The organism is Delftia sp. SD018, assembly GCF_017355445.1.
Classification (GTDB): domain Bacteria; phylum Pseudomonadota; class Gammaproteobacteria; order Burkholderiales; family Burkholderiaceae_C; genus Comamonas; species Comamonas acidovorans.
Map to the genome: position 1 here is coordinate 14,089 of NZ_JADDRN010000014.1, position 23,665 is coordinate 37,753.

A 23,665-nucleotide genomic window follows, 5' to 3' on the forward strand; every position below is an offset into this window, starting at 1 on the left:
CCTTGTGGTGACCTGCGGCGCTCAGGCCGCAGGCCCTGCCATGGCTTGGCTGCCCTTTTTCACGGCGGCCACGATGTTCTGGTAGCCCGTGCAGCGGCACAGGTTGCCCTCCAGCGCCTCGCGGATCTCGCGATCGCCCGCGCACGGCTGGCGCTGGCACAGGTCCACGGCGCTCATGACCATGCCCGGCGTGCAAAAGCCGCATTGCAGGCCGTGGCACTCCTTGAAGGCCGCCTGCATGGGGTGCAGGCCGCCGTCGATATCCGCCAGCCCTTCGATGGTGCGCACCTCGCAGCCCTCGGCCTGCACGGCCAGCATGGCGCAGGACTTGACGGCGTGGCCGTCGACGATGACGGTGCAGGCCCCGCACTGGCTGGTGTCGCAGCCCACATGCGTGCCGGTCAGGCGCAGGTGCTCGCGCAGCGCATGCACGAGCAAGGTGTTGGGCGGAACGTCGATGCGCTGCGCGCGCCCGTTGACGGTGAGCTGGACATTCATCGTGCTGTCTCCTGCCTGTGATCGGCGGTGATCTGGAACGTGGGGGAACGCCGGGAACCTCGCCTGCCATGGTCGCCCTGCCCGCAGGCGCCCGTTCTAGGGTTGACCCGCAAGCCCGGGCCGGGCGGCGCGGATATTCTCAAAATGACACAGTCGTCACCGTAGCCGCAGCCCGCACCGCTTGCGCCTGCGCCTGCGCCTGCGCCCCAGCTTCGACCGTGCCCGCCTGCCAGCCCGTTCGCAATCCCTTGCCAGCCAGCCACAGGAGTTCCCGCCCCATGTTCGCCCTGAGCCCCGACGCCGCGCAGCCCTGCCCCGCCGATCCGCGCCACCAGCAGGTCGCCCGGGCCCGCAGCCTGGTTTTCGGCGATCAGGCGCTGGCCGGTTCACCGCCCGGCATCGCACCCTGGCTGTGGCGCTCCTGGCAGCGATGCCTGGCGGCAGGCCGCCGCCCGGACGAGCGCGTGGTCTACGAAGCATTGGGGCCGCATGCGCTGCGCCAGACCCGTGATGGCCAGGAGGTGCTGCTGCAGGCCGCGCGCCCCGTGATGGCCCAGCTGGTGGGCGCCGTGGGCGCCATGCACTACTTCAGCCTGCTGACCGATGCACGTGGCACGGTGCTGGAGGTGCAGGGGCCGCTGGAGCGCAGCGACATCCGCGTGCAGGCCATCGCCCGCGTGGGCGTGGACCTGTCCGAGCAGGGCGTGGGCACCACGGCCATTGGCGCGGCCCTGGCCGAGCACAGCCCCGTCTGGCTGCACCGGGCAGAGCATTTCTTCGAGGCCAACCGCCACTACAGCTGCGCGGGTGCGCCGCTGTCCGGCCCGGACGGCCGCTGCCTGGGCATGCTGGACATCACGGGCGTGGACGTGCCGGAGCGGCCCGAACTCATGCACCTGGCGCTGCGCTGCGCCCGCGCCATCGAGGACCGGCTGCTGCGCGCCCTGCCCCATGCCCTGCTGCTGCACCTGAACTGGCCCGGCGGGCCGCTGGGCCAGGAGGGCGAAGGCCTGCTGGCCGTGGACGCCGAAGGGCATGTGGCGGGCAGCAATACCCTGGCGCGCCAGCTCGTGCCCCAGCCGCTGTCGCTGCCGGGCCAGCCGCTGCACTGCAGCGAACTGCTGGCCATGCCCTGGACGGCGCTGGTGGACCATGCGCGCCAGCGCCCCAACGAGCCGCTGCGCCTGCCGCTGTGGTCGGGCCTGCGGCTGCAGGCCCTGGTGCAGCCCGGCCCCCAGTTGCGCCAGCTGCTGCCTGCGCTGGGCACGGCAGCGCTGGCCACCGCCGCCCAGCCCAGCCCGCTGCGCGCCAGCGAGGGCGTGCTGATCGAGCAGGCCCTGCAGGACGCCCAGGGCAATGTGACCCGGGCCGCCCGCGCGCTGGGCATCAGCCGGGCCACGCTGTACCGCAAACTGGGGGCGCGCAAGCCGGTTTCACCGCCCTGAAGGCCGGTGTACTGGGGTTCCTACCGATTTCTTAGGGGGTGGATACGGCCGCGAACCCTGGCGGGTCTTCGTAAAATCCAGGCTTTCCGGTCCAGGCGCCGACAAGAGCGCAGCGCACAGGCCTACAGGCCGCCGCTTGAAGGACCCCACAGCCTATCCTTTGGAGACACCATGCAGGCTCTATGCACAACACCCCAGTCCCACGGCGCAAGCCAGGCACCGGCACGCCCGGCACGTTCCACCGCTCCCGCGGGCGCAAGCCTCTCCATCTAGCCATCGGCCCCAGCGGGCCTATTTTTTTGTTCATACAAGGAGAGCAAGCGTGTCAGGACTCCTCAAATTCGCCATGGGCATGGACTGGGTATCCACCAAACTCAGCAAGGTCGCGGGCTGGGCCGTGCTCGCTGCCGCACTGATCTCCGCAGGCAATGCGGTCACGCGCTACGGACTGGACATGAGCTCCAACGCCTGGCTGGAGATCCAGTGGTACCTGTTCGGCACCACGGTGATGCTGGGCGCGCCGCTGGTGCTCAAGCTCAACGAGCATGTGCGCGTGGACATCATCTACGGCAAGCTGCGCGGCAAGGGGCCGGTCTTCGTGGACCTGTTCGGCCTGATCTTCTTCCTGCTGCCGGTGATGGGCCTGCTCACCTGGCTGACCTGGCCCTTCTTCTGGAACATGTTCGTGACCAAGGAGATGTCCGGAAACATCGGCGGACTGATCCGCTGGCCCGCCGGCCTGCTGCTACCCCTGGGCTTTGGCGCCATGTTCCTGCAGGGCGTGGCCGAGATCATCAAGCGTGTTGCCTATCTCAACGGCAGCTACGCGATGACGACGCACTACGAGAAGCCGGTTCAGTAACCCCGGCCCCGCTCCCACCGACTTCTCCAGGACGACACCAGAATGCACATGGAAAACTTTGCCCCGATCATGTTCACGGGGCTGATCGTGATCATGCTGATCGGCTTCCCCGTCGCGTTTTCGCTCGCGGCGCTGGGCCTGTTCAGCGGCTTCTTCGCCATCGAAATGGGTTGGTTCCCCGCCAACTTCATGTCCACCCTGCCGATCAACATGTTCGGCATCCTCTCCAATGACCTGCTGCTGGCCATCCCCTTCTTCACACTGATGGGCGCGGTGCTGGAGAAATGCGGCCTGGCCGAGGACATGCTCGACTCCATGGGCCAGCTGTTCGGCCCCGTGCGCGGCGGCCTGGGCTACTCGGTCATCATCGTGGGCTTCATCCTGGGCGCCATCACGGGCACCGTGGCCGGCCAGGTGATCGCCATGGCCATGATCTCGCTGCCGGTGATGATGCGCTATGGCTACAACATGCGCTACGCAACGGGCGTGCTGGCGGCCTCGGGCACCATCACGCAGCTGGTGCCGCCCTCGCTGGTGCTGATCGTCATGGCCGACCAGCTCGGCCGCTCGGTGGGTGACATGTACAAGGGCGCCTGGGGCCCGGCCATCCTGCAGGTGCTGATCTTCGCCATCTACACCTTCATCCTGGGCCGCATCCGCCCCGAGTACGTGCCCGGCCTGCCCCGCACGGCACGCACGCTGCACGGCTGGGCGCTGTGGGGCAAGTGCCTGCGCGGCATCATTCCCTCGGCCATCCTGATCTTTGCGGTGCTGGGCTCCATGGGCGGCCTGCCCTTCATGGACCATGCCATCGCCACGCCCACCGAAGCCGGCGCCATGGGCGCTGTGGGCTCGTTGATCCTGGCGGCCATCCACAAGCGCCTGAACTGGCAGCTGCTCAAGGAGGCCATGGACGGCACCATGCGCCTGACGGCCATGGTGGTCTTCATCCTGATCGGCTCGCGCGTGTTCTCGCTGGTGTTCCAGGGCGTGGACGGCGCCATCTGGATCGAGCACATGCTCACCGACCTGCCGGGCGGCCAGATCGGCTTCCTGATCGTGGTGAACATCTTCATCTTCTTCCTGGCGTTCTTCCTGGACTTCTTCGAGATCGCCTTCATCATCTTGCCCCTGCTGGGCCCGGTGGCGCACAAGCTGGGGATCGATCTGGTCTGGTTCGGCGTGCTGCTGTGCGTGAACATGCAGACCTCGTTCATGCACCCGCCCTTCGGCTTTGCGCTGTTCTACCTGCGCGGCATCTCGGACACGCTGTTCAAGGAAAAGCGCATTGACCGGCCCGTCAAGTCCAGCGACATCTACATGGGCTCCATTCCCTGGGTGGTGATGCAGCTGATCCTGGTGGCCATCGTGATCTTCTTCCCGCAGACCGTGACCGTCTTCCTCGACAAGGAGGTGGTCGTGGACCTGGACAAGGTCCAGCTGGAGATGCCGGCCGACATGCAGCCGCAGGGCGGCAGCATCGACCTGGACAATCCGTTCGGCGCGTCCGCAGATACACCGCCCGCCGATACGCCACCCGCTGACACGCCCGCAGCGCCCGATGCTGCACCGGCTCCGGCTGAACCGGCAGCGCCCGCGCAATGACGCAGGAGCCGTCCACTGCGGCGCTGGAAAGCGCCGCCTACCCTCCGCTGGTGCGCGTGATGGCCGTGGCCATCGTGCTTGCACTGGCGGCCTTCGCTGCCTGGTCGGCGCCCGCATTGAGCGATGCGCAATGGTCGTTCGCCAGCCTGAGCACCTATGCGCTGGCCGCCGTGCTCATCGCCTGGGTGGGCTGGTGGATGGTCTTCAGCCGCACCCGATACCAGGACGGCGAGCTGACCCAGACCTGGCTCTGGGACAAGCGCGTGCAGGCGCGCGAGGTGGCCACCTTCAAGATCGTGCACTGGCCCTGGCTGCAGGGCTTGGTGGCGCCGCGCATGCTGGTGCGAAGGCGCAACGGCTCCATCGCCTGGATGCATTCGGCCGACCCGCGCCTGCTGGTCGCCTTCGGCGAAGCCGTAGTGCAGCAAGGCATGCAGCCCGCAGCGGCACAAACCTGAAGCCGCGCCAAAGAAAAAGCCCCGCTGGTATTGCGCCAGCGGGGCTTTTTTGTCGCGCAGCAGGCCTTGCGGCCTGCCTGCGCTCACAGCTTCTGTTGCTGCATGAAGCGGTCGAAGGTGCCTTCGGTGAAGCGGAACCAGGCGTTCTGGTCGGCCAGGAACTTGGCGTAGTCGGTGTAGACCTTCTTCCACTCGGGATTGGTGTTGTTCAGGTCGGCATAGATCTGCTGGGCCGACTTGAAGGCGGCCGTCATCACGTCCTGCGTGAACGGGCGCAGCTTGGTGCCCGAGCCCACCAGCTGCTTGATGGCAACGGGGTTCTTGGCGTCGTACTTGGCCAGCATGGTCACGTGGGCGTGCGAGGCGGCAGCCTCCACCACGGCCTTGTATTCGGCCGGCAGGCCTTCCCAGGCCTTGGTGTTGATGTAGAAGTCCAGCTGCGGACCGCCTTCCCACCAGCCGGGGTAGTAGTAGAAGGGCGCGACCTTGTTGAAGCCCAGCTTCTGGTCGTCATAGGGACCCACCCATTCCAGCGCGTCGATCGTGCCCTTTTCCAGCGCGGGATAGAGGTCGGCGCCGGGGATGGACTGGGGGATCACACCGAAGGGCTCCAGCACCTTGCCCGCAAACGGGTTGGTGCGGAACTTCAGGCCCTTGAGGTCGGCGACCGACTTGATTTCCTTGCGGAACCAGCCGCCCATCTGCGCGCCCGTGTTGCCGCCGGGCAGGTTGATGATGTTGTACTTGGCGTAGAACTCGCGCATGAGCTTGAGGCCGTTGCCCTCGTACATCCATGCGTTCATCTGGCGGGCGTTCAGGCCGAAGGGAACAGCGCAGCCCAGGCAGAAGGTAGGGTCCTTGCCGTAGAAGTAGTAGGGAGCGGTGTGGGCCATTTCCACGGCCGCGCTCTGCACGCCGTCCACCACGCCGAAGGCCGGCATCAGTTCGCCGCCTGCGTGCACCGAGATCTGGAACTTGCCGCTGGTGGCTTCGCTGACCTTCTTGGAGAAGACTTCCGCCGTGCCGTAGATGGTGTCCAGGGACTTGGGGAAGCTCGATGCCAGGCGCCAGCGGATCGCCGCTTGCGCATGCACGGCGGGGGCTGCACCAGCAGCCAGGATGCCGGCGATACCGGCGTTTTTGAGGATGGAACGACGATCCACTTCACTCTCCTTGATGAACGGAATTTCTGGGCGGGCTGCCAATCTGTGTCAGCTTGTATGACCGCCTGAAAATGTACATGAGGAGAGGGCAGGCACCGCCCCCAAATGGGCTGTGCCTTCTAGGAACTTCTACCTACGAAACGCCCGCAACTCTCGCGCTCACAGCCGCACCACGCTCATGTAGCTGCTGTAGCGGAATTCGGAAAAACGGTCCCACAGCAGCTGGTCGCGCTGGAAGCTGCGCAGGCTGTGGTGGATCTTCTTGAACTGGGGTGACTTGGCGTCGTTCTCGGCCAGCACTTCCATGGAGGCCTTGAAGCCCGCATCCATGAAATCCTTGGGAAAGGCGCGCAGCTGGACCTTGTCGCCCAGCAGCTTCTTGAGGGCCCCAGGATTCAGCGCCACATAGCGCGAGGTCATCTCGCGCGCGGCCACGGCGGCAGCGGCATCGACCATGGCGCGGAACTCGGGCAGCAGCGACGCATAGGCCTTGGTGCTGATGAAGAAGGACAGCTCGGCGCCACCCTCCCACCAGCCCGGGTAGTAGTAGTAGGGGGCGACCTTGCTGAAGCCCAGCTTCTGGTCATCGTAGGGGCCGACGAATTCGGCCGCGTCCAGTGTGCCCTTCTCCAGTGCCTGGTAGGTGTCGCCCACGGGAATGTTGTGGGCGACCACGCCCAGCTTGTGCATGGTGTCGCCAAACAGGCCGCCGCCTAGGCGCATGCGCAGGCCCTTGAGATCGGACAGGGTCTTGATCTCCTTGCGGAACCAGCCGCCCATCTGCGTGCCGGTGTTGCCCGCGCTCAGGCTCTTGATGCCGTACTGGGCATAGAAGTCGTCCATGAGCTTGCGGCCGCCGCCGTGCTCCATCCAGGCGTCCATCTGGCGCGCGGTCAGGCCGAAGGGAATGGCGCAGCCCAGCGCGAAGATGTAGTCCTTGTCGGTGAAGTAGTAGGGTGCCGTCAGCGCCATCTCCACGGTGCCGTTCTGTATGCCATCGACGACGCCGAAGGCCGGCATCAGCTCGCCGGCCGGGTGCACGCTGACCTCGAACCGCCCGGCAGACAAGGCCTTGAGCGTGCGCGCAAAGGTCTCGGCCGAGCCCAGGATGGTGTCCAGCGACTTGGGAAAGCTCGCAGCCAGCCGCCAGCGCACCGTGCCTGCCGCCGCATCCTGCGCGTGGACTGCGGGTGCGGCCGCCGCTGCCAGCACGCCGGCCATGCCTGCATGTTTGATGAGTGAGCGACGGTCCATGGATGGCTCTCCCTGATGGCCTTTTTCAGCAAAAAAAACGCACGTCTGCACGTGCGTTCGCTACTGTAGCAGGCGCCAGCCCTGCCAACGGTCCCGCAGCGCGCCTGAAGAGGCTCCCGCAGGCCGCCCGGCGCCAGCTGGCGCGGCCTGCGGCGCATCTGACGGAAAGCTTGCGGGGCGCCAGCCCTGCTCAGGCTACCGCGCGCTCGGGTGCCAGATGGGCGCGGACCGAGGCCTCGATGCCCGCCGCATCCAGGCCCTGCAGGGCCAGCAGCTTGGCGGGATCGCCGTGCTCGATGAACTCGTCGGGCAGGCCCAGCTGCAGCAGCTGGCGCGTGATGCCGGCGGCCTGCAGCGACTCGGCCACGGCGCTGCCTGCGCCGCCCATGATGCAGCCCTCTTCCACGGTGACGATGAGCTCGTGCGTGGAGGCCACCTGGCGCAGCAGTTCCTCGTCCAGCGGCTTGGCCCAGCGCATGTTGACCACGGTGGCGTCCAGCGCCTCGGCCGCGGCCAGGGCCGGGTACAGCAGGGTGCCGAAGGCCAGGATGGCGACCTGCTTCTTGGCAGACTCGCGGCGCACCTCGCCCTTGCCGAAGGGCAGGCCCTCCAGGCTCTCCAGTGGGGCCACACCCACGCCCGCCCCACGCGGGTAGCGCACGGCCACGGGATGGTCCTGCTCGTAGGCGGTGGTGAGCAGCTGGCGGCATTCGCGCTCGTCGGCCGGGCAGGCCATGCTCATGTGCGGAATGCAGCGCACGAAGGCGATGTCATACGCACCTGCGTGCGTGGCGCCATCGGCGCCGACCAGGCCCGCGCGGTCCAGCGCAAAGACCACGGGCAGCTTTTGCAGCGCCACGTCATGGATCAACTGGTCGTAGCCGCGCTGCAGGAAGGTCGAATAGATGGCGACCACGGGCTTGAGGCCCTCGCAGGCCATGCCGGCCGCGAAAGTGACCGCATGCTGCTCGGCAATGCCCACGTCGTAGTAGCGGCCCGGAAAGCGCTTGTGGAACTCCACCATGCCCGAGCCCTCGCGCATGGCGGGGGTGATGCCCACCAGGCGCTGGTCCTTGTCCGCCATGTCGCACAGCCAATGGCCGAAGACCTGGGTGAAGGTCTGCTTCGGGGGCGTGGCCGGCTTGACCAGGCCCACGCTGGGATCGAACTTGCCGGGGCCGTGGTAGGCCACGGGATCGGCCTCGGCCAGCTTGTAGCCCTGGCCTTTCTTGGTGACCACGTGCAGGAACTGCGGGCCCTTGAGGCTCTTGATGTTCTCCAGCGTGGGGATCAGCGAATCGAGGTCATGCCCGTCGATGGGGCCGATGTAGTTGAAGCCGAAGTTCTCGAACAGCGTGGCCGGCACGACCATGCCCTTGGCCTGCTGCTCCAGCCGCTTGGCCAGCTCCAGCAGCGGCGGCACCTGCTTGAGCACGCTCTTGCCCATGTCGCGTGCCTTGGCGTAGAACTGCCCGCTCATGAGCTGGGCCAGGTAGCGGTTGAGCGCGCCCACGGGCGGGCTGATGCTCATGTCGTTGTCGTTGAGGATGACCAGCAGGTTGGCATCGGTCACGCCGGCGTTGTTCAGCGCCTCGAAGGCCATGCCAGCCGTCATGGCGCCGTCGCCGATGACGGCGATGGCGCGGCGGTCCTCACCCTTTTGCTTGGCAGCCAGGGCCATGCCCAGGGCGGCCGAGATGCTGGTGGAGGAGTGCGCCGTGCCGAAGGTGTCGTACGGGCTCTCGGCGCGCTGCGGAAAGCCCGACAGGCCGCCGAACTGGCGCAGCGAGGCCATGCGCTCGCGCCGGCCCGTGAGGATCTTGTGCGGATAGGTCTGGTGGCCCACGTCCCAGACCACGCGGTCGTAGGGCGTATCGAACACCGCATGCAGCGCCACCGTCAGCTCCACCGTGCCCAGGTTGGAACTCAGATGCCCGCCGGTCTTGGAGACGCTGTCGAGCACATAGGCACGCAGTTGCTGGGCCAGGGTCTTGAGTTCGGCACGCGACAGACGCCTCAGATCCGCGGGATCGTCGATGGTCTGCAGCAGGGAGTAGGTGTTCGTGGTCATGCTAGGTATCTTGGAGCGGCAAGGCCGCGGTCCGTATTGTCAGTGGGTGCGGCTCACCACCATGTCGGCAAGCGCCGCCAACGCGCGGGTATCAGGCAGGCCGCTGCGCGCCAGCGCCGCGTGCGCCAGGGCGCACAGCTCGTCGGCATGGGCGCGGGCCTGGTCCAGGCCCAGCAGCGAGACGTAGGTCGGCTTGTCGTTGGCCGCGTCCTTGCCGGCCGTCTTGCCCAGGGTGGCCGAGTCGGCCACCACGTCGAGGATGTCATCCACCACCTGGAAGGCCACGCCCAGCGCCTGCCCGTAGTCGGACAGCGCCTGCCAGGCCTGGGCATCCACGCCCTCCTTGCAGGCCGCTCCCATGAGCACGCTGGCATGCAGCAGGGCGCCGGTCTTGAGGCGGTGCATCTCGCGCAGCTGGGCCTCGCTCAGTTGCAGGCCCACGCTGGCCAGGTCGATGGCCTGGCCACCGGCCATGCCCTGCGCGCCTGCGGCACGGCCCAGCAGCCGGCACAGCCGCGCCTGCAGGGCGTCAGGCATGCTGCCGGCCTGATCGGGCTCGGGAACGAGCAGCTCGAAGGCCAGCGCCTGCAGCGCATCGCCAGCCAGCAGGGCCGAGGCTTCGCCGAACTGCACATGCACCGTGGGCTTGCCACGGCGCAGCACGTCGTTGTCCATGCAGGGCATGTCGTCGTGCACCAGCGAATAGGCATGGATCAGCTCCACCGCGCAGCCGGCACGCACGGCCGCGGGCTGCAGGCCATCGACGGCCTCCGCGGCGGCCCAGACCAGCAGCGGGCGCAGGCGCTTGCCGCCATCGAGCACGGCGTAGCGCATGGCCTCGCCCAGGCCCGCAGGCGCATCCACGCCCACCCATTGCGACAGCGCGCTTTCGGTGCGCGCCAGGCGATCGGTCATCCAGCAGGGGAAATCCAGCGCGCCGGGGCTGGCCGGCTGGGAAACATCGGAAGCGCAAGTCATCACGGCACTCATGGCAATCTTCAATCCTGGCTCCACGGGGCCAGCGTCCCCTCGTCAAGCACCTTGACCTGTTCCTGCACCGCGTCGAGCTGGCCGCGGCAATAGCCGAGCAGCTGCGCCGCGCGCTGGTAGCCTGTCAGCATCTGCTCCAAAGGCAGCTGGCCCGACTCGATCTGCGCGATGAGCTGCTCCAGCTCCTGCAGCGCGGATTCGTAACTGGTGGGCTCGGCAAGAGCCTTGGGAGCAGCCTTGGGCATGGTGCGATGGCGGTGCGTTGTGGGGAACCGACGATTCTAGGCGCCCCTCCATGACCGTGCCGCCAATAACCGGACAGCCCTTGACAGGCGGCATCCGGCGCGCGCAATACACGTACCGGGCATCCGGAAATAACCCCACGGGCTATAATCCCATTCCCCGTCAAACCGGCCCCTTGCCTGGGCATACGGTCGGGCTCATCGACAAGAGACAGCGCCTCGGGCGCCGCTTCTTTTCACGTCGTGAAGCCTGCCTCCATGTCCAGGAACGGCCGGTTTTGCTTTTTCCAATCCCGTGCGCACGCGCACCCTCCCTGTGGGGAGTCTTTAGGTCAGGTCACCCATGTCTGATTTAAGTCTTCAACTGCAGCAGGCCGCAAGCCAACTACCAGTTTCCAGTTACTTCGACCCTGCGTTGTTCCAGCGCGAGTTGGAGACCATCTTTCAACGCGGCCCGCGCTACGTGGGCCACCAACTGGCCGTTCCCGAGATAGGCGACTACTACGCCCTGCCCCAGGAAAAGGAAGGCCGCGCTCTGGTGCGCAATGCCAGGGGGCAGGTGGAGTTGATCTCCAACGTCTGCCGCCACCGCCAGGCCGTGATGCTCAAGGGCCGGGGCAATCTGATGACCGAAGGCAAGGGCCATGCGGGGGGCAACATCGTCTGCCCGCTGCACCGCTGGACCTACAGCACCAGCGGCGAGCTGCTGGGTGCACCGCACTTCAGCCACGATCCCTGCCTGAACCTGAACAACTACCGGCTGCGCGAGTGGAACGGCTTGCTGTTCGAGGACAACGGCCGCGACATCGAGTCCGACCTGGCCGGCATGAAGCTGCGCGAGCAGCTGAGCTTCGAGGGCTTCGTGCTCGACCATGTCGAGATGCACGAGTGCAACTACAACTGGAAGACCTTCATCGAGGTCTACCTCGAGGACTACCACGTGGGTCCCTTCCACCCGGGCCTGGGCAACTTCGTGACCTGCGACGACCTGCAGTGGGAGTTTGCCAAGGAGTACTCGGTGCAGACCGTGGGCGTGGCGCCCGGCTTTGCCCAGCCCGGCTCGGACACCTACAGGAAGTGGCACGACGTGCTGCTGGCCTACCGCAACGGCGAGCTGCCCGAACGCGGCGCGATCTGGCTGACCTACTACCCGCACATCATGGTGGAGTGGTATCCGCACGTGCTCACGGTCTCGACCCTGCACCCGCTGGCGGTGGACCGGACACTGAACGTGGTCGAGTTCTACTACCCCGAGGAGATCGCGGCCTTCGAGCCCGAATTCGTGCAGGCGCAAAAGGCCGCCTACATGGAGACCTGCATCGAGGACGACGAGATCGGCGAGCGCATGGACGCCGGCCGCAGGGCGCTGTACGAGCGCGGCGACAACGAGGTCGGCCCCTACCAGAGCCCCATGGAAGACGGCATGCAGCACTTCCATGAGTGGTATCGCGGCGTGATGGGTGACGCAGTCCCCGCACGCTGATCTGCTCCGGCTCTCCCGACGGCCCGCATTCGTGCGGGCCGTCTGCATTGGGCCGTCTGCATCGGGCCGTCTGCATTGAGCGGCAGGCCTGCTGCCCAGCTCCTCTGAATGCAAGCGCCCTGATGTGCCCAATGGGCAGGGCTGACGGCGGCAATGCATCCCGAGGCAAGTCCAATGTCTTGGCTTATGCAATACAGTTCCTTGCGCGTGTCCCTGCCACGGCCCTGGGCCGTACGCAGCCAGGCGGCATGCGCCAAAAACAAAACCCAACCCTTTTCTCGTCCAGCGCCGCAGTCCTTGTGCGGCTCTATCCGGTCATTTATATGCAAGCCCTGTGGATGGTGGCGGCCGCATTCGTCTTTGCGGTCATGAGTGTGTGTGTGAAGTTCGCCTCCCAGGATTTCAACGCGGCGGAAATCGTCTTCTACCGCGGGCTGGTCAGCATGGTGGCGCTGTGGTGGCTGGCGCGCCACCAGGGCATCTCGCTGGCCACGCGCTACCCGCGCGAGCATGCCTGGCGCAGCTTCGTGGGCGTGACGTCCATGGGCGCCTGGTTCTACTCCATCGGCCATCTGCCGCTGGCCACGGCGGCCACGTTCAACTCCATGAGCAGCATCTGGATGGCGGTCTTTCTGATCGGCCAGGGCCTGCTGCTGCGCCACCAGCTGCGCCGCCAGCCCGAATCGCATGCACTGCGCGCGCTGCCGCCGTTTCCCTGGAGCCTGGTCGCCACCGTGGCCCTGGGCTTCGTGGGCGTGATCCTGGTGCTGCGCCCCAGCGCGGCGCCGCAGGAATTCGTGGCCAGCGCGGGCGGCCTGATCGGCGGGGTGTTCGCCGCCATGGCCTATATGCAGGTGGCCACGCTGTCGCGCATGGGCGAACCCGAGGCGCGCGTGGTCTTCTACTTCGCACTGGGCTCGGCCGTGGCCGGCGCCCTGGCCATGTGCTTCACGGGCGTGTCCGCCTGGCCGGGCTGGCGCGCGTTGTGGCTGCTGCCCGTGGGCGTGCTGGCCGCCGTGGCCCAGGTCTGCATGACGGCGGCCTACGCCTCGGCCAGCAACAGCCGCAACACCCTGGTCGTGGCCAACCTGCAGTATTCGGGCATCGTCTTCGCGGCCCTGCTGAGCCTGGCGATGTTCGGCGAAAGCGTGCCGCTGATCGGCTGGGCCGGCATTGGCCTGATCGTGGCCAGCGGGGCCCTGGCCACGGCCCTGCGTTCGCGCGGCTGACGCCGCCGGCCCGCCTGGGGCCGTCGCATAATGGATCGGATCTTTTGCCGCAGGCGCACCACCGCCTGCACAGGCCTTCGGAGTTCCGCATCCATGACTTCCAACACCACCTACCAGACCCACCAGACCCTGATCTCCGTCCAGGAGCTGGCCGCGCTGCAGGCCAGCGGCCGTCCGCTGATGGTCTTCGACTGCAGCTTCGACCTGGCCCAGCCTGCGGCCGGCAAGGCCCAGTACCTGCAGGCCCATGTTCCAGGCGCAGTCTTCGCCGATCTGGACCATGACCTCAGCGCAAAACACGGCGTGCCCGGCGCCCATGGCAGCGTGGCGGCCAGCGAGCAGGCCGCCTCGGGCGGCCGCCACCCGCTGCCCAACCGCGAACGCTTTGCCGTGTGGCTGTCCAGCATCGGTTTTTCCAACGACATGCAGGCCGTGGTCTATGACCGCAACGGCGCCAACTACTGCGGGCGCCTGTGGTGGATGCTGCAATGGGCCGGCCATGGCGATGTGGCCGTGCTCGACGGAGGTCTCCAGGCCTGGCAGGCCGCAGGCCAGCCCGTGGCATCGGGCGAGGAAAGCGCGCGCTTCCAGTCCAACTTCGAGCTGCGCGAGCCGCTGCAGCAACTGGCAACGGCGCAGCAGGTGCTCGATGCACTGGGCAGCGCAGGCCAGACCGTGGTCGATGCACGCGCCCCGGCCCGCTACCGCGGGGAGGTCGAGCCGCTGGACCCTGTGGCCGGCCACATCCCGGGCGCGCTCAACCGGCCCTTCACCGAGAACATCGCCGCCGACGGCCGCTTCAAGCCTGCCGCCCTGCTGCGTGCGGAGTTCGACCAGCTGCTGGCAGGCCGCGATCCTTCCAGCGTGGTGCACCAGTGCGGCAGCGGCGTGAGCGCGCTGCCCAACCTGCTGGCCATGCGCATTGCGGGACTGCCGCCTGCAAGGCTGTTCGCGGGCAGCTGGAGCGAGTGGTGCAGTGACCCGAAGAGGCCGGTGGAGCGCGGCTAATTCGGCTTATGCCTCCCCTTGGGGAGGCTGCACAATGACAGCACTGTGTCAAAAGGCCGACATGCAACAACACCACTGCAGCGGCCTGCTCCCAAGCCCCCAGAAGGCGGGGCCAGAGCGAAATCGAGTCATCCAAACCTTGCTACAGGTGTAAGGTAAATCTTACAAACGCCGTCTCACAACCAGACATCCGGCGCAGACCTGCCCCGACTTCAACGGCGAAGGGCCCTCCTCCACAATCCATCTCAACAGATCGCAACAGGTTGAACATCTTGTTTCTACCCGGGCGTTGCGGCTGCCGAGATGCAAAGGATGGTCCTATGAACAATGAACAGCTGCTTGCCGAAATCCGCGAAGCCAACCTCACTTACCTGATGCTGGCCCAGACCCTGATCCGCCAGGACAAGGCCGAAGCGGTGTTCCGCCTGGGACTGAACGAAGAATCGTGCGACCTGCTGGCCGCACTGTCGGCAGCCCAGGTGCTGAAGCTGGCCTCGCGCAACACCTTGCTCGCCAGCTTCCGGGTGGACGACGAAATGGTCTGGAGCTTGCTGACCAACCACAGCAGCAACAAGATCGGCAACGGTGCGACCAACACGCTGCACGCCAACATCCTGATGGCTAGCCGCGTCTCCGAAGTCCTCTGATCCGCCTGAAGAACTCTGGAGCCCGCCATGTCCACCCCCGCCAAAAGTGTCCTGAACGAGTCCAAGCAGATCGAGCGTGCCGCCATGCTCATCGAGATGGGTGCACGCATGCAGGTGCTCGAATCCGAGACCACGCTGTCCTACGAGCGCCTGATCCGCCTGTACAAGGAGATCGCCGGCAAGTCGCCTTCCAAGGGCCAGCTGCCGTTCTCGACCGACTGGTTCCTGACCTGGCAGGAGAACATCCACAGTTCGCTGTTCCTGAATATCTACGAATACCTGTCCAAGGGCGCCGAGCTGGATGCCGTTGAACAACTGACCAAGGCCTACCGTCTCTATACCGAGCAGATCCAGGCCGCCGAGCTGGAAGCGCTGCTGTCCTTCACCCGCGCATGGCGCCTGGTGAAGTTCGTCGACGCGCAGATGCTGACCCGCACCCAGTGCACGGTGTGCAAGGGCCAGTTCGTGACCGAGCCCTACGAGAACGAGCGCCACTACCAGTGCGGCCTGTGCAATCCGCCCGCACGCGCCGGCAAGAGCAAGAGCGCCGGCTCGCTGATGCTGCACTGACGATCTGCACTGCGCATCGCACCCGCGATGCCGCCACAGGAATCCAGAACTCTAGACCGTCCCGCCGCCTGCCCTGGCGGCGCAGTCCCTGGCGAACTGCGGCAGTTTCTCGCCCGGCAGGGCGCGGCTGAAGTACCAGCCCTGCACCAGCAGATCGCCCTCGAAGCCCAGGGACTGCAACTGCGCCTCGGTCTCCACGCCCTCGGCCACCACGTTCAGTTGCAGCGCCTCGCAAAAGCGCAGCAGGCCGTCCAGCACCAGCTCGCCCTTGGCATGGCCGCTGGCCACGACGAAGCTGCGGTCGATCTTGATGGCATCCACATCGAACTGGTGCAGGTAGCTCATGGACGAGAAGCCGGTGCCGAAGTCATCGATGGACACCTTGGCGCCCAGCGCATGGATCTGCCCTATGGCGCGGCGGATCGCCTCCACGTCGCCCACCATTTCTTCCTCCGTGATCTCCACGCCGACCTGCCCCCTGGCCTGGGCCAGCAGCAGCATCAGGCGCGAGCAGTGCTCGGGCGAGGTCAACGTGGCACCCGACACATTGATGCTGATCGGCATGGCAAAGCCCTCCTGGCGCCAGTGCCGGCTCTGGCGCACGGCAGCGCCCGCCACCCACAGGTCCACCTCGCGCATCAGCCCCGCATCGGCCAGCCAGCGCAGGAAACTGCCGGGCTGCTGCAAGCGGCCCTGCGCGTCCCGCGCGCGCAGCAGGGCCTCGCAGCCCAGGCACAGGCCGCTGCGGTGCGAGACCTGGGGCTGGAATTCCAGGTGGAACTCGTACTCGCTGATGCGACGGATATGCGCCAGCATGGTCTCGCGCCGGGCCTGCGCCTGATGCGCCTGCACCAGCGGATCGCGCACGATCAGGCCGGCCTCTTCGGGCAGGCGCGAGAACGTGGTGTCCAGCGCGTGCAGCACGATGGCACCGTCGTCCTGGCCCAGCCGGTCGATGGCCCGCACGTAGGGCGCATAGATCAGCGCGCCCAGGGCCGTCAATGCCAGTTGCAGCACCACGGCCGCCATGTCCCCGCCCGTGCTCACATAGGCATTGAAGACCACGGGCGCAGTCAGCGGCAGCACCATGGAGGCCGGTGCTACCCAGCCGGCCTGCACCACCGTGACGGCCACGACCAGGTTGATGGCGGGTACCGCGAGAAACGGCACGAGCAGGCGCAGGTTCAGGATGATCGGCAGCCCGAACAGCAGGATCTCGTTGACGTTGAGCAAGGAGATGGGCAGCGCCGCCAGCGCCAGCACGCGCAGGCCCCGCCCCCGGCAAAACAGCAGCACGGCCAGCGCCAGCGACAGCGTTGCGCCGGAGCCGCCGATGAAGACGAAGGAGCCCATCAGCCCGCCGCTGAGCGCCCAGGGCGCCTGCAGCCCCTGCGCCATGGCGGCGGCATTGGCCACCACCGCCTGGTCCAGCACCTGGAAGAAGGGCTGCATGGCGTAGTAGCCCTGGACGCCGAAGAACCAGAGCACGGAATTGAGCAGTGCCAGCGTCAGCCCGCTGCGGTAGGGGTTCTCTGGGCCCGCGATGGCCAGCGGCAGTTCGGCCCGCGTGATATCCGGCAGCACCTGTTGCAGGCCCAGCAGCAGCAGCACGAGCAGCACGGCGACAAGGGCGCCGGGAACGACGAGGTTCATGACCTCGCGCACGTTCTCGCTCACGAAGCCGGTGCGCGCGATGCGCGTCCAGCGCAGCCGGCTCAGGCGCGCCATCAGGGGCACGGTGATCAGGGGGGAGGCGATGGAGATGAACAGCACCAGGGTGGCCGCCGCGCGCGGATGCTCGCTCAGCAGATAAATGGCCATCTGCACATGCGCGAAGCACAGAAAGGTCACCGGCAGGCGCGGCAGCCGGTGGCGTATGGAGAGCATGTAGCCGATGGACGCGGCCACCAGCAGCGGCAGGATGCTGCCGATCTCCGCGTGCAGGCCCGCAAGCACCCGCACCACGGGTTCGGGCTGGCCGGACATCTGCGCCAGCGCCGACAGGATGAGGAACAGGGCCGAGACCAGCAGACAGGGAACCAGCCAGAGCAGACCCTCGCGTATGGCCCGCATGGAGTTGGCACCGGCCAGCCTGGCCAGGCGCTGTGTCAGGAACAGTTGCACGTCCGGAAAGCCGGCCCGTGACCTCTTGTTGCCCATGGCTCCCACCCTTTTCTTCCCGGCAGAAGTCAGGCGCTCCTGTCCGGAGCACATCGTACAACGCCGGCCGCAAAGGGCTGTTGCGGCCTGCAGAGAGCAGGATCAGCCCGTGTTGCGCACCCCGGCCGCGATGCCGTTGATGGACAGGTGGATGCCGGTCTTGATGCGCTCATCGGTCTGGCCAGCGCGCCAGCGGCGCACCAGCTCCACCTGCAGATGGTGCAGCGGATCGATGTAGGGGAAGCGATGGCGGATGGAGCGCGCCAGCGCTTCGTTGTGGGCCAGGCGCTGCTTGTCGCCCGTGATGCGCGCCAGCGCATCGACGGTGCTGTGCCACTCGGCCTCGATGGCGCTGAAGATACGGCGGCGCAGGCGCGCGTCCGGCACCAGGTCGGCATAGCGCGAGGCCAGGTTCAGGTCGCTCTTGGCCAGCACCATGTCCATGTTGGACAGCAGGGTACGGAAGAACGGCCACTGGCGGTACATCTTCTGCAGCAGGGCCAGCTGGGCCTTGCCATCCTTGCCCGGCTGGTCGATGAAGGCCTTGACCGCGGCGCCAAAGCCGTACCAGCCCGGCAGCGTGAGCCGGCACTGGCCCCAGCTGAAGCCCCAGGGAATGGCGCGCAGGTCCTCGATCTTCTGCGAGGGCTTGCGCGACGCCGGGCGCGAGCCGATGTTCAGCTCGGCAATCTCGCGGATGGGCGTGCTGCTGAAGAAGTAGCTGGTGAAGCCGGGGGTCTCGTACACCAGGGCGCGGTAGGCGCCCATGCTGGCGTCGGACAGGAAGGCCGCCGCATCCAGGAAGGCGCGTGTGGCCGGCTTGGTCGGCTGCAGCAGCGTGGCCTCCAGCGTGGCGGCCACCAGGGTCTCCAGATTGCGCCGGCCGATCTCGGGGTTGGCGTACTTGGAGGCGATGACCTCGCCCTGCTCGGTCAGGCGGATCTGGCCGCGCACCGTGCCCGGGGGCTGGGCCAGGATGGCCTGGTAGCTGGGGCCGCCGCCCCGGCCCACCGTGCCGCCGCGGCCATGGAACATGCGCAGGCTGATGCCATGGCTGTCGGCCAGCTCGTCGAACAGCTCGACCAGAGAGATCTCGGCGCGGTACAGCTCCCAGTTGCTGGTGAAGATGCCGCCGTCCTTGTTGCTGTCGCTGTAGCCCAGCATGATGTCCTGCTCGCCGCCGCTGCGCTGCACCATGGCCGCCACGCCGGGCAGCTGGAAGTAGCGGCGCATGATGGGCGAGGCGCTGCGCAGGTCGCCAATGGTCTCGAACAGCGGCACGACGATCACATCGCAGATGGCGCCGTCGTCCAGCGTGCCGCGCAGCAGCCCGGCCTCCTTTTGCAGCAGCAGCACTTCCAGCAGGTCGCTGACCGATTCGGTGTGGCTGATGATGCAGTGGCGTATGGCCTCGGCGCCCAGGGCCGCGCGCAGGCGGCGCGCGGTCTCGAAGATGGCCAGTTCGCCGCGCGCATGCTCGGAATAGTCGGCGCCCACCACGCGCAGCGGCCGCGCCTCTTCCAGCAGGCGCACCAGCAAGGCGCACTTGGCGTCTTCCTGCAGGCCCGAGTAGTCGGGCTCCAGGCGCGCGGCAGCCAGCAGCTCGGCCACCACTTCCTCATGCTTGTCCGAGCTTTGGCGCAGGTCCACCGTGGCCAGGTGGAAGCCGAAGACCTGCACGGCGCGCATCAGCGGGCGCAGGCGCTGGGGCGCCAGCACCTCGCCGTGGTTGCGGCTCAGGGAATCATCGATGACGCGCAGGTCGGCCAGGAACTCCTCGGGCGAGGCATAGGCGTTCTGCGGCGCCACGGCATGGCGCGCAGCCTCGCCGCCGGTCAGGCCCTTGAGCGTGGCGGCCAGACGCGCGTAGATGCCGGTGAGCGCGCGGCGGTAGGGCTCGTCGGAGCGGTGCTCGTTGGTGTCGGGCGAGCGCTCTGCCAGCGCCTGCATCTCGGGCGTGACATCGGCCAGGCGCTGGGACAGCGACAGCTCGCCGCCCAGGTAGTGCACCTCGCGCAGATAGTGGCGCAGGGCCACGTCGGCCTGGCGCGACAGCGCCAGCTCCAGGCTCTGGGCCGTGACATTGGGGTTGCCGTCACGGTCGCCGCCGATCCAGTGGCCCATGCGCAGGAAGCTGTGCACGGGAAGGGTGTTGCCCAGCTCCTGCTCCAGTTGCGCATACAGCTTGGGGATCTCGCGCAGGAAGGTGGCTTCGTAGTAGGACAGCGCGTTTTCGATCTCGTCGGCCACGGTGAGCTTGGAGTAGCGCAGCAGGCGCGTCTGCCACAGCTGGCTGACACGGGCGCGCAGCTGGGCCTCGTTGCGTTCCAGCTCGCGCGGGGTGAGCGCGTCCTTGGCGCTGTTGTACAGCTGGGCGCGGGCCACGATGTCCTCGCGCGCGGCCAGCAGTTGGGAGATGTCGCGCTCGGCCACCAGAATGCTCTGGCGCTGCACTTCCGTGGGGTGGGCCGTGAGCACGGGTGCCACATAGCTCTTGGCCAGCGTCTGCGCCACGGTACCGGCCGAGATGCCGGCCCAGCGCAGGCGCGCCAGCGCCACTTCGATGCTGCCTTCCTGGGTGTTGCCCGCGCGCTCGTGCACGGCGCGGCGGCGGATGTGGTGGCGGTCCTCGGCCAGGTTGGCCAGATGGCTGAAATAGGTGAAGGCGCGGATCACGCTCACCGTCTGGTCCGTCGTCAGGCCCTTGAGCAGGCGCTTGAGCGCGCGGTCGGCGGTCTCGTCGGCATCGCGGCGGAAGGTCACCGACAGCTGGCGCACCTGCTCGATCAGCTCGAAGGCCGCCACGCCTTCCTGCTCGCGGATCACATCGCCCAGAATGCGCCCCAGCAGGCGTATGTCCTCGATCAGCGGCAGGTCCTTGTCCGTCTTGCGGACAGGCTTGTCATCACGCCTGTCATCTCGCGCATTGCTCTTGCGGGGGGCGGTGGCCATCAACGAATCTCCTGGAATCGGTCAGCGTATCGGTTTGCTTGGGCTTCGGTCCTGGTGCCGGGTTTACTGCGGCGCAGCATGCTAGCATCCCGCGCTCCCCCCGAGGCACCTGATGAACACCAAACCACTTCTCCCCCACTCCATCGTGATCGCCACGCGCGAGAGCCAGCTGGCACTGTGGCAGGCCGAGCATGTCCAGGCGCTGCTGCGCGCCCGGGGGCATGAAGTGGAATTGCTGGGCATGACCACCAAGGGCGACCAGATCCTGGACCGCACGCTGTCCAAGGTGGGCGGCAAGGGCCTGTTCGTCAAGGAGCTGGAAGTGGCGCTGGAAGAAGGACGCGCCCACATCGCCGTGCACTCGCTCAAGGACGTGCCCATGGAGCTGCCCGAAGGCTTTGTGCTGGCCTGCGTGATGGAGCGCGAAGACCCGCGCGACGCCTTTGTCTCCAATCGCTACACCGCGCTGGCCGAGCTGCCGCAGGGCGCCGTCGTCGGCACATCGAGCCTGCGCCGCCAGGCACTGCTGCAGGCCCTGCGCCCCGACCTGAAGATAGAGCCGCTGCGCGGCAACGTGAACACCCGCCTGCGCAAGCTGGACGAAGGCCACTACGACGCCATCGTGCTGGCCGCCGCAGGCCTGATGCGCCTGGGCCTGGCCGACCGCATCCGCGCCAGGTTCGAGCCCACCGGCATGCTGCCGGCCGCAGGCCAGGGCGCGCTGGGCATCGAGGTGCGCGCCGACCGCCAGGACCTGATCGACGCGCTGGCCCCGCTGGCCCACCAGACCACCTGGCTGACCGTGACCGCCGAGCGCGCCGTCAGCCGCTGCATGGGCGGCAGCTGCTCCATGCCGCTGGCGGCGCACGGCACATTCGACGGCCAGCAACTGCGCCTGGACGCAGCCTGGGGAGACCCGCAAGGCCGGCTGCCGCTGGTGCAGGTGCACGCCGACGCCACCGTCACCGACTTCGCCAGCGCAGACGCGCTGGGCCAGCACGTGGCTGCGCTGCTGCAGGCGGCGGGCGCCCAACCGGCCCCCAAGCTCTAGACGGCACGCCCACATGCCACCGCGCATACTCGTCACCCGCCCGGCCCATGACGCAGCCGCGTGGGTGGATGCGCTGCAGGCCCGGGGCCTTCCGGCCCAGCCGCTGGCGCTGATGGCCATAGGCCCCTGCCGCGATGCGGCCACGCAACAGGCCTTGCAGGCCGCCCGCAACGCGCTGCGCGAAGGCCCGGGCTACCGCGCCGTGATGTTCGTCAGCGGCAATGCCGTCCAGCATTTCTTCGGCACCGACCCCGCACAGCTTCCGGCCTCCACCCGCGCCTGGACGCCCGGCCCCGGCACGGCCCAGGCGCTGCTGGCCCTGGGCATTGCGCCAGCACAGATCGACGGCCCGCCACCGGACGCCGCCCAGTTCGAATCCGAAACGCTATGGCGGCGCGTGCATGACCAGATCCATGCGGGCGACCGCGTGCTCATCGTGCGCGGCGACAGCCAGGCAGGAGCGCCCAGGACCGTGCCGGCCACGGCAGGCGCAGGCCGCGATTGGCTGGCCGCCCGACTGCGCGAAGCGGGTGCCCAGGTCGAAATGCTGGCGGTCTACCAGCGCGAACTGCCTGCCTGGGATACAGCCCAGACGGCACTGGCACGCCAGGCGGCCGACGATGGCTCGCTCTGGCTGCTCAGCAGCGCCGAATCCGTTGCCAACCTGCAACAGCTCCTGCCGGGCCAATCGTGGCAAAAGGCGCGAGCGCTTGCTACGCACGAGCGAATCGCCGCCCAGGCCAGACAACTGGGATTCGGATATGTCAAGCAATGTCGGCCGGCTCTGGAGGACGTGGTTGCGTCGATAGAATCGACGCCATGAGTTCCGACGCAGCGCAAGACCGCCCCACCCCGCAGGACCTGACGCCACCAGCCTCCGCCGCAGCATTCGCTGCCGGCTCCGCCCAAAGCAGCCCCGCTGCAGACCTGCGCAGCGGCTCCTCTGCCCTGGTCCTGGGCGTGGGCGCCGTGGCCGTGGCGGCGCTCATTGCCTGCGGCATGCTCTGGCAGCGCCTGGGCAATATCCAGGAACAATTGGCCCGCCAGTCCGCGCAGTCCGGCTCCCAGTCGGTCGAGGCCCGCACCCTGGCGCGCGATGCCCAGGACCTGGCCCGCGACAGCGCGGCGCGCACCTCGGTCATGGAGGCGCGCATTGCCGAGCTGTCGCTGCAGCGCACGCAGCTCGACGAACTCCTGCAAAGCATGTCGCGCTCGCGCGACGAGAACCTGGTGGTGGACATAGATTCCTCCATCCGCCTGGCCCAGCAGCAGGCCGAGCTGTCCGGCAGCCTGCAGCCGCTGGTGGCCACGCTCAAGAACGCCCGCCAGCGCATAGAGCGCGCCGCACAGCCCCGTCTGGCTCCCGTGATGCGGGCGCTGGACCGCGACCTGGAGCGGCTGGCCCGCATGAGCGTGACCGACACGGCCGGCCTGCTCACCCGTATCGAGGATCTGGTGCGCCTGGTCGACGAGATGCCCCTGCTCAACGCCGTGGCCCAGCCACGCGCCAGCCGCCATCGCGGCGTGGCCGGCCAGGCGGCCCGCCAGCCCGAGCCCGCCCCCATCGAGGGCAGCCCCACCGAGTGGAGCTGGTGGCAGTCCTGGGGCGAGCGCGGCTGGACGGCCGTGCGCGAAGAGGCCCAGGACCTGCTGCGCGTCAGCCGCATCGACCACCCGGATGCCATCTTGCTGGCGCCCGAGCAGGCCTATTTCCTGCGCGAGAACCTCAAGCTCAAGCTGCTGAACTCGCGCCTGGCCCTGCTGTCGCGCCAGTGGGATGCGGCGCGTGCCGACCTGGCCGCCTCGGGCATGGCCGTGAACAAATACTTCGATCCTGCCGCGCGCCGCACCCAGATCGTGCAGGCCCAGTTGCAGCAGATCCAGGCCAATCTGCGCACCACCGAACAGCCTGCGCTGCAGGAAACCCTGGCGGCGCTGGCAACGGCCGCCGCAGGCCGCTGAGCCGCCGGGAGACAG

20 protein-coding genes are annotated in these 23,665 nt (G+C 67.6%); 12 read left to right on the plus strand and 8 right to left on the minus strand.

Translation table 11 applies throughout. The features are described 5' to 3' along the window. Window positions 1–21: 21 nt before the first annotated feature. On the minus strand, window positions 22–498 hold the full coding sequence (locus tag INR38_RS15170) for a (2Fe-2S)-binding protein (RefSeq protein ID WP_013803615.1): 477 nt from the start codon (window positions 496–498) through the stop codon (window positions 22–24). A 278-nt stretch (window positions 499–776) separates the two neighbouring features. Between INR38_RS15170 and INR38_RS15175 the strand changes: the two genes are divergently transcribed. The 4 genes from INR38_RS15175 (at window position 777) to INR38_RS15190 (ending at window position 4,868) form a co-directional block, all read left to right on the plus strand. Further along, window positions 777–1,943, plus strand: coding sequence for a helix-turn-helix domain-containing protein (locus tag INR38_RS15175; RefSeq protein WP_207442046.1), 1,167 nt, complete (start codon window positions 777–779; stop codon window positions 1,941–1,943). A 322-nt stretch (window positions 1,944–2,265) separates the two neighbouring features. Beyond that, the gene (locus tag INR38_RS15180; protein WP_013803617.1) at window positions 2,266–2,805 is read left to right on the plus strand and encodes a TRAP transporter small permease subunit; all 540 of its coding nucleotides are present in this window, start codon (window positions 2,266–2,268) and stop codon (window positions 2,803–2,805) included. A gap of 42 nt (window positions 2,806–2,847) precedes the next feature. After that, on the plus strand, window positions 2,848–4,410 hold the full coding sequence (locus tag INR38_RS15185; protein WP_013803618.1) for a TRAP transporter large permease subunit: 1,563 nt from the start codon (window positions 2,848–2,850) through the stop codon (window positions 4,408–4,410). Continuing rightward, on the plus strand, window positions 4,407–4,868 hold the full coding sequence (locus tag INR38_RS15190; protein WP_013803619.1) for a hypothetical protein: 462 nt from the start codon (window positions 4,407–4,409) through the stop codon (window positions 4,866–4,868). Before INR38_RS15185 ends, INR38_RS15190 begins: the two co-directional genes overlap by 4 nt. Window positions 4,869–4,951: 83 nt before the next feature. Here the strand turns inward: INR38_RS15190 and INR38_RS15195 are convergent, their stop codons facing one another. The 5 genes from INR38_RS15195 to xseB all read right to left on the minus strand — a co-directional run bounded on the left by INR38_RS15195 (window position 4,952) and on the right by xseB (window position 10,591). After that, complete coding sequence (locus INR38_RS15195) at window positions 4,952–6,031, minus strand: TRAP transporter substrate-binding protein (RefSeq protein ID WP_013803620.1); 1,080 nt, start codon at window positions 6,029–6,031, stop codon at window positions 4,952–4,954. Between the two features lie 159 nt (window positions 6,032–6,190). After that, entirely contained in the window at window positions 6,191–7,285 is a 1,095-nt protein-coding gene (gene dctP / locus INR38_RS15200; protein ID WP_013803621.1) for a TRAP transporter substrate-binding protein DctP, read from the minus strand. A 190-nt stretch (window positions 7,286–7,475) separates the two neighbouring features. Next, window positions 7,476–9,356 carry a 1-deoxy-D-xylulose-5-phosphate synthase gene (dxs, locus tag INR38_RS15205; RefSeq protein ID WP_034391284.1) on the minus strand — a complete coding sequence of 627 codons (1,881 nt, stop codon included), beginning with the start codon at window positions 9,354–9,356 and terminating at the stop codon, window positions 7,476–7,478. A gap of 39 nt (window positions 9,357–9,395) precedes the next feature. Then, the gene (locus INR38_RS15210; RefSeq protein WP_207442044.1) at window positions 9,396–10,346 is read right to left on the minus strand and encodes a polyprenyl synthetase family protein; all 951 of its coding nucleotides are present in this window, start codon (window positions 10,344–10,346) and stop codon (window positions 9,396–9,398) included. A gap of 8 nt (window positions 10,347–10,354) precedes the next feature. Continuing rightward, window positions 10,355–10,591 carry an exodeoxyribonuclease VII small subunit gene (xseB, locus tag INR38_RS15215; RefSeq protein WP_012204163.1) on the minus strand — a complete coding sequence of 79 codons (237 nt, stop codon included), beginning with the start codon at window positions 10,589–10,591 and terminating at the stop codon, window positions 10,355–10,357. Window positions 10,592–10,931: 340 nt separating this feature from the next. On the opposite strand from xseB, the gene INR38_RS15220 reads away from it, so the two are divergent. The 5 genes from INR38_RS15220 to flhC all read left to right on the plus strand — a co-directional run bounded on the left by INR38_RS15220 (window position 10,932) and on the right by flhC (window position 15,525). After that, complete coding sequence (locus INR38_RS15220; protein ID WP_012204162.1) at window positions 10,932–12,071, plus strand: aromatic ring-hydroxylating dioxygenase subunit alpha; 1,140 nt, start codon at window positions 10,932–10,934, stop codon at window positions 12,069–12,071. Between the two features lie 323 nt (window positions 12,072–12,394). Further along, window positions 12,395–13,300, plus strand: coding sequence for a DMT family transporter (locus tag INR38_RS15225; RefSeq protein ID WP_034391274.1), 906 nt, complete (start codon window positions 12,395–12,397; stop codon window positions 13,298–13,300). Between the two features lie 93 nt (window positions 13,301–13,393). Then, window positions 13,394–14,308: a sulfurtransferase gene (locus INR38_RS15230; protein ID WP_202758081.1), complete on the plus strand. Its 915-nt coding sequence runs from the start codon at window positions 13,394–13,396 to the stop codon at window positions 14,306–14,308. 320 nt (window positions 14,309–14,628) lie between these two features. Further along, a complete protein-coding gene (gene flhD / locus INR38_RS15235; protein WP_012204159.1) occupies window positions 14,629–14,955 on the plus strand; it encodes a flagellar transcriptional regulator FlhD in 327 nt (108 codons plus the stop codon). A 27-nt stretch (window positions 14,956–14,982) separates the two neighbouring features. Further along, the gene (gene flhC / locus INR38_RS15240) at window positions 14,983–15,525 is read left to right on the plus strand and encodes a flagellar transcriptional regulator FlhC (RefSeq protein WP_012204158.1); all 543 of its coding nucleotides are present in this window, start codon (window positions 14,983–14,985) and stop codon (window positions 15,523–15,525) included. Between the two features lie 51 nt (window positions 15,526–15,576). Here flhC and INR38_RS15245 read toward each other — a convergent pair whose 3' ends face one another. Together INR38_RS15245 and ppc are read right to left on the minus strand one after the other, a co-directional pair. Further along, entirely contained in the window at window positions 15,577–17,685 is a 2,109-nt protein-coding gene (locus INR38_RS15245) for an EAL domain-containing protein (RefSeq protein WP_202758082.1), read from the minus strand. A gap of 102 nt (window positions 17,686–17,787) precedes the next feature. Beyond that, a complete protein-coding gene (gene ppc, locus INR38_RS15250; RefSeq protein WP_099734353.1) occupies window positions 17,788–20,637 on the minus strand; it encodes a phosphoenolpyruvate carboxylase in 2,850 nt (949 codons plus the stop codon). Window positions 20,638–20,749: 112 nt separating this feature from the next. Between ppc and hemC the strand changes: the two genes are divergently transcribed. From hemC to INR38_RS15265, 3 genes are read left to right on the plus strand one after another with little or no spacing between them, the layout of a single operon-like run. Continuing rightward, window positions 20,750–21,688: a hydroxymethylbilane synthase gene (gene hemC, locus INR38_RS15255; RefSeq protein WP_123692480.1), complete on the plus strand. Its 939-nt coding sequence runs from the start codon at window positions 20,750–20,752 to the stop codon at window positions 21,686–21,688. A 13-nt stretch (window positions 21,689–21,701) separates the two neighbouring features. Further along, window positions 21,702–22,511 (plus strand): uroporphyrinogen-III synthase, encoded by an 810-nt coding sequence (locus INR38_RS15260; protein WP_207442042.1) that lies wholly within the window; start codon window positions 21,702–21,704, stop codon window positions 22,509–22,511. After that, a complete protein-coding gene (locus tag INR38_RS15265; protein ID WP_012204153.1) occupies window positions 22,508–23,650 on the plus strand; it encodes a uroporphyrinogen-III C-methyltransferase in 1,143 nt (380 codons plus the stop codon). The genes INR38_RS15260 and INR38_RS15265 overlap by 4 nt, the downstream gene beginning before the upstream one ends. Window positions 23,651–23,665 lie beyond the last annotated feature (15 nt).

Bases quoted from the DNA above. Each gene is read 5' to 3' on its own strand.
- INR38_RS15170 (WP_013803615.1), bottom strand. From the start codon at position 498: ATGAATGTCCAGCTCACCGTCAACGGGCGCGCGCAGCGCATCGACGTT.
- INR38_RS15185 (WP_013803618.1), top strand. From the start codon at position 2,848: ATGCACATGGAAAACTTTGCCCCGATCATGTTCACGGGGCTGATCGTG.
- INR38_RS15245 (WP_202758082.1), bottom strand. From the start codon at position 17,685: ATGGGCAACAAGAGGTCACGGGCCGGCTTTCCGGACGTGCAACTGTTC.
- INR38_RS15260 (WP_207442042.1), top strand. From the start codon at position 21,702: ATGCCACCGCGCATACTCGTCACCCGCCCGGCCCATGACGCAGCCGCG.
- dxs (WP_034391284.1), bottom strand. From the start codon at position 9,356: ATGACCACGAACACCTACTCCCTGCTGCAGACCATCGACGATCCCGCG.
- INR38_RS15210 (WP_207442044.1), bottom strand. From the start codon at position 10,346: ATGAGTGCCGTGATGACTTGCGCTTCCGATGTTTCCCAGCCGGCCAGC.
- xseB (WP_012204163.1), bottom strand. From the start codon at position 10,591: ATGCCCAAGGCTGCTCCCAAGGCTCTTGCCGAGCCCACCAGTTACGAA.
- dctP (WP_013803621.1), bottom strand. From the start codon at position 7,285: ATGGACCGTCGCTCACTCATCAAACATGCAGGCATGGCCGGCGTGCTG.
- ppc (WP_099734353.1), bottom strand. From the start codon at position 20,637: ATGGCCACCGCCCCCCGCAAGAGCAATGCGCGAGATGACAGGCGTGAT.
- hemC (WP_123692480.1), top strand. From the start codon at position 20,750: ATGAACACCAAACCACTTCTCCCCCACTCCATCGTGATCGCCACGCGC.
- INR38_RS15230 (WP_202758081.1), top strand. From the start codon at position 13,394: ATGACTTCCAACACCACCTACCAGACCCACCAGACCCTGATCTCCGTC.
- INR38_RS15265 (WP_012204153.1), top strand. From the start codon at position 22,508: ATGAGTTCCGACGCAGCGCAAGACCGCCCCACCCCGCAGGACCTGACG.
- INR38_RS15220 (WP_012204162.1), top strand. From the start codon at position 10,932: ATGTCTGATTTAAGTCTTCAACTGCAGCAGGCCGCAAGCCAACTACCA.
- flhD (WP_012204159.1), top strand. From the start codon at position 14,629: ATGAACAATGAACAGCTGCTTGCCGAAATCCGCGAAGCCAACCTCACT.
- flhC (WP_012204158.1), top strand. From the start codon at position 14,983: ATGTCCACCCCCGCCAAAAGTGTCCTGAACGAGTCCAAGCAGATCGAG.
- INR38_RS15190 (WP_013803619.1), top strand. From the start codon at position 4,407: ATGACGCAGGAGCCGTCCACTGCGGCGCTGGAAAGCGCCGCCTACCCT.
- INR38_RS15225 (WP_034391274.1), top strand. From the start codon at position 12,395: ATGCAAGCCCTGTGGATGGTGGCGGCCGCATTCGTCTTTGCGGTCATG.
- INR38_RS15175 (WP_207442046.1), top strand. From the start codon at position 777: ATGTTCGCCCTGAGCCCCGACGCCGCGCAGCCCTGCCCCGCCGATCCG.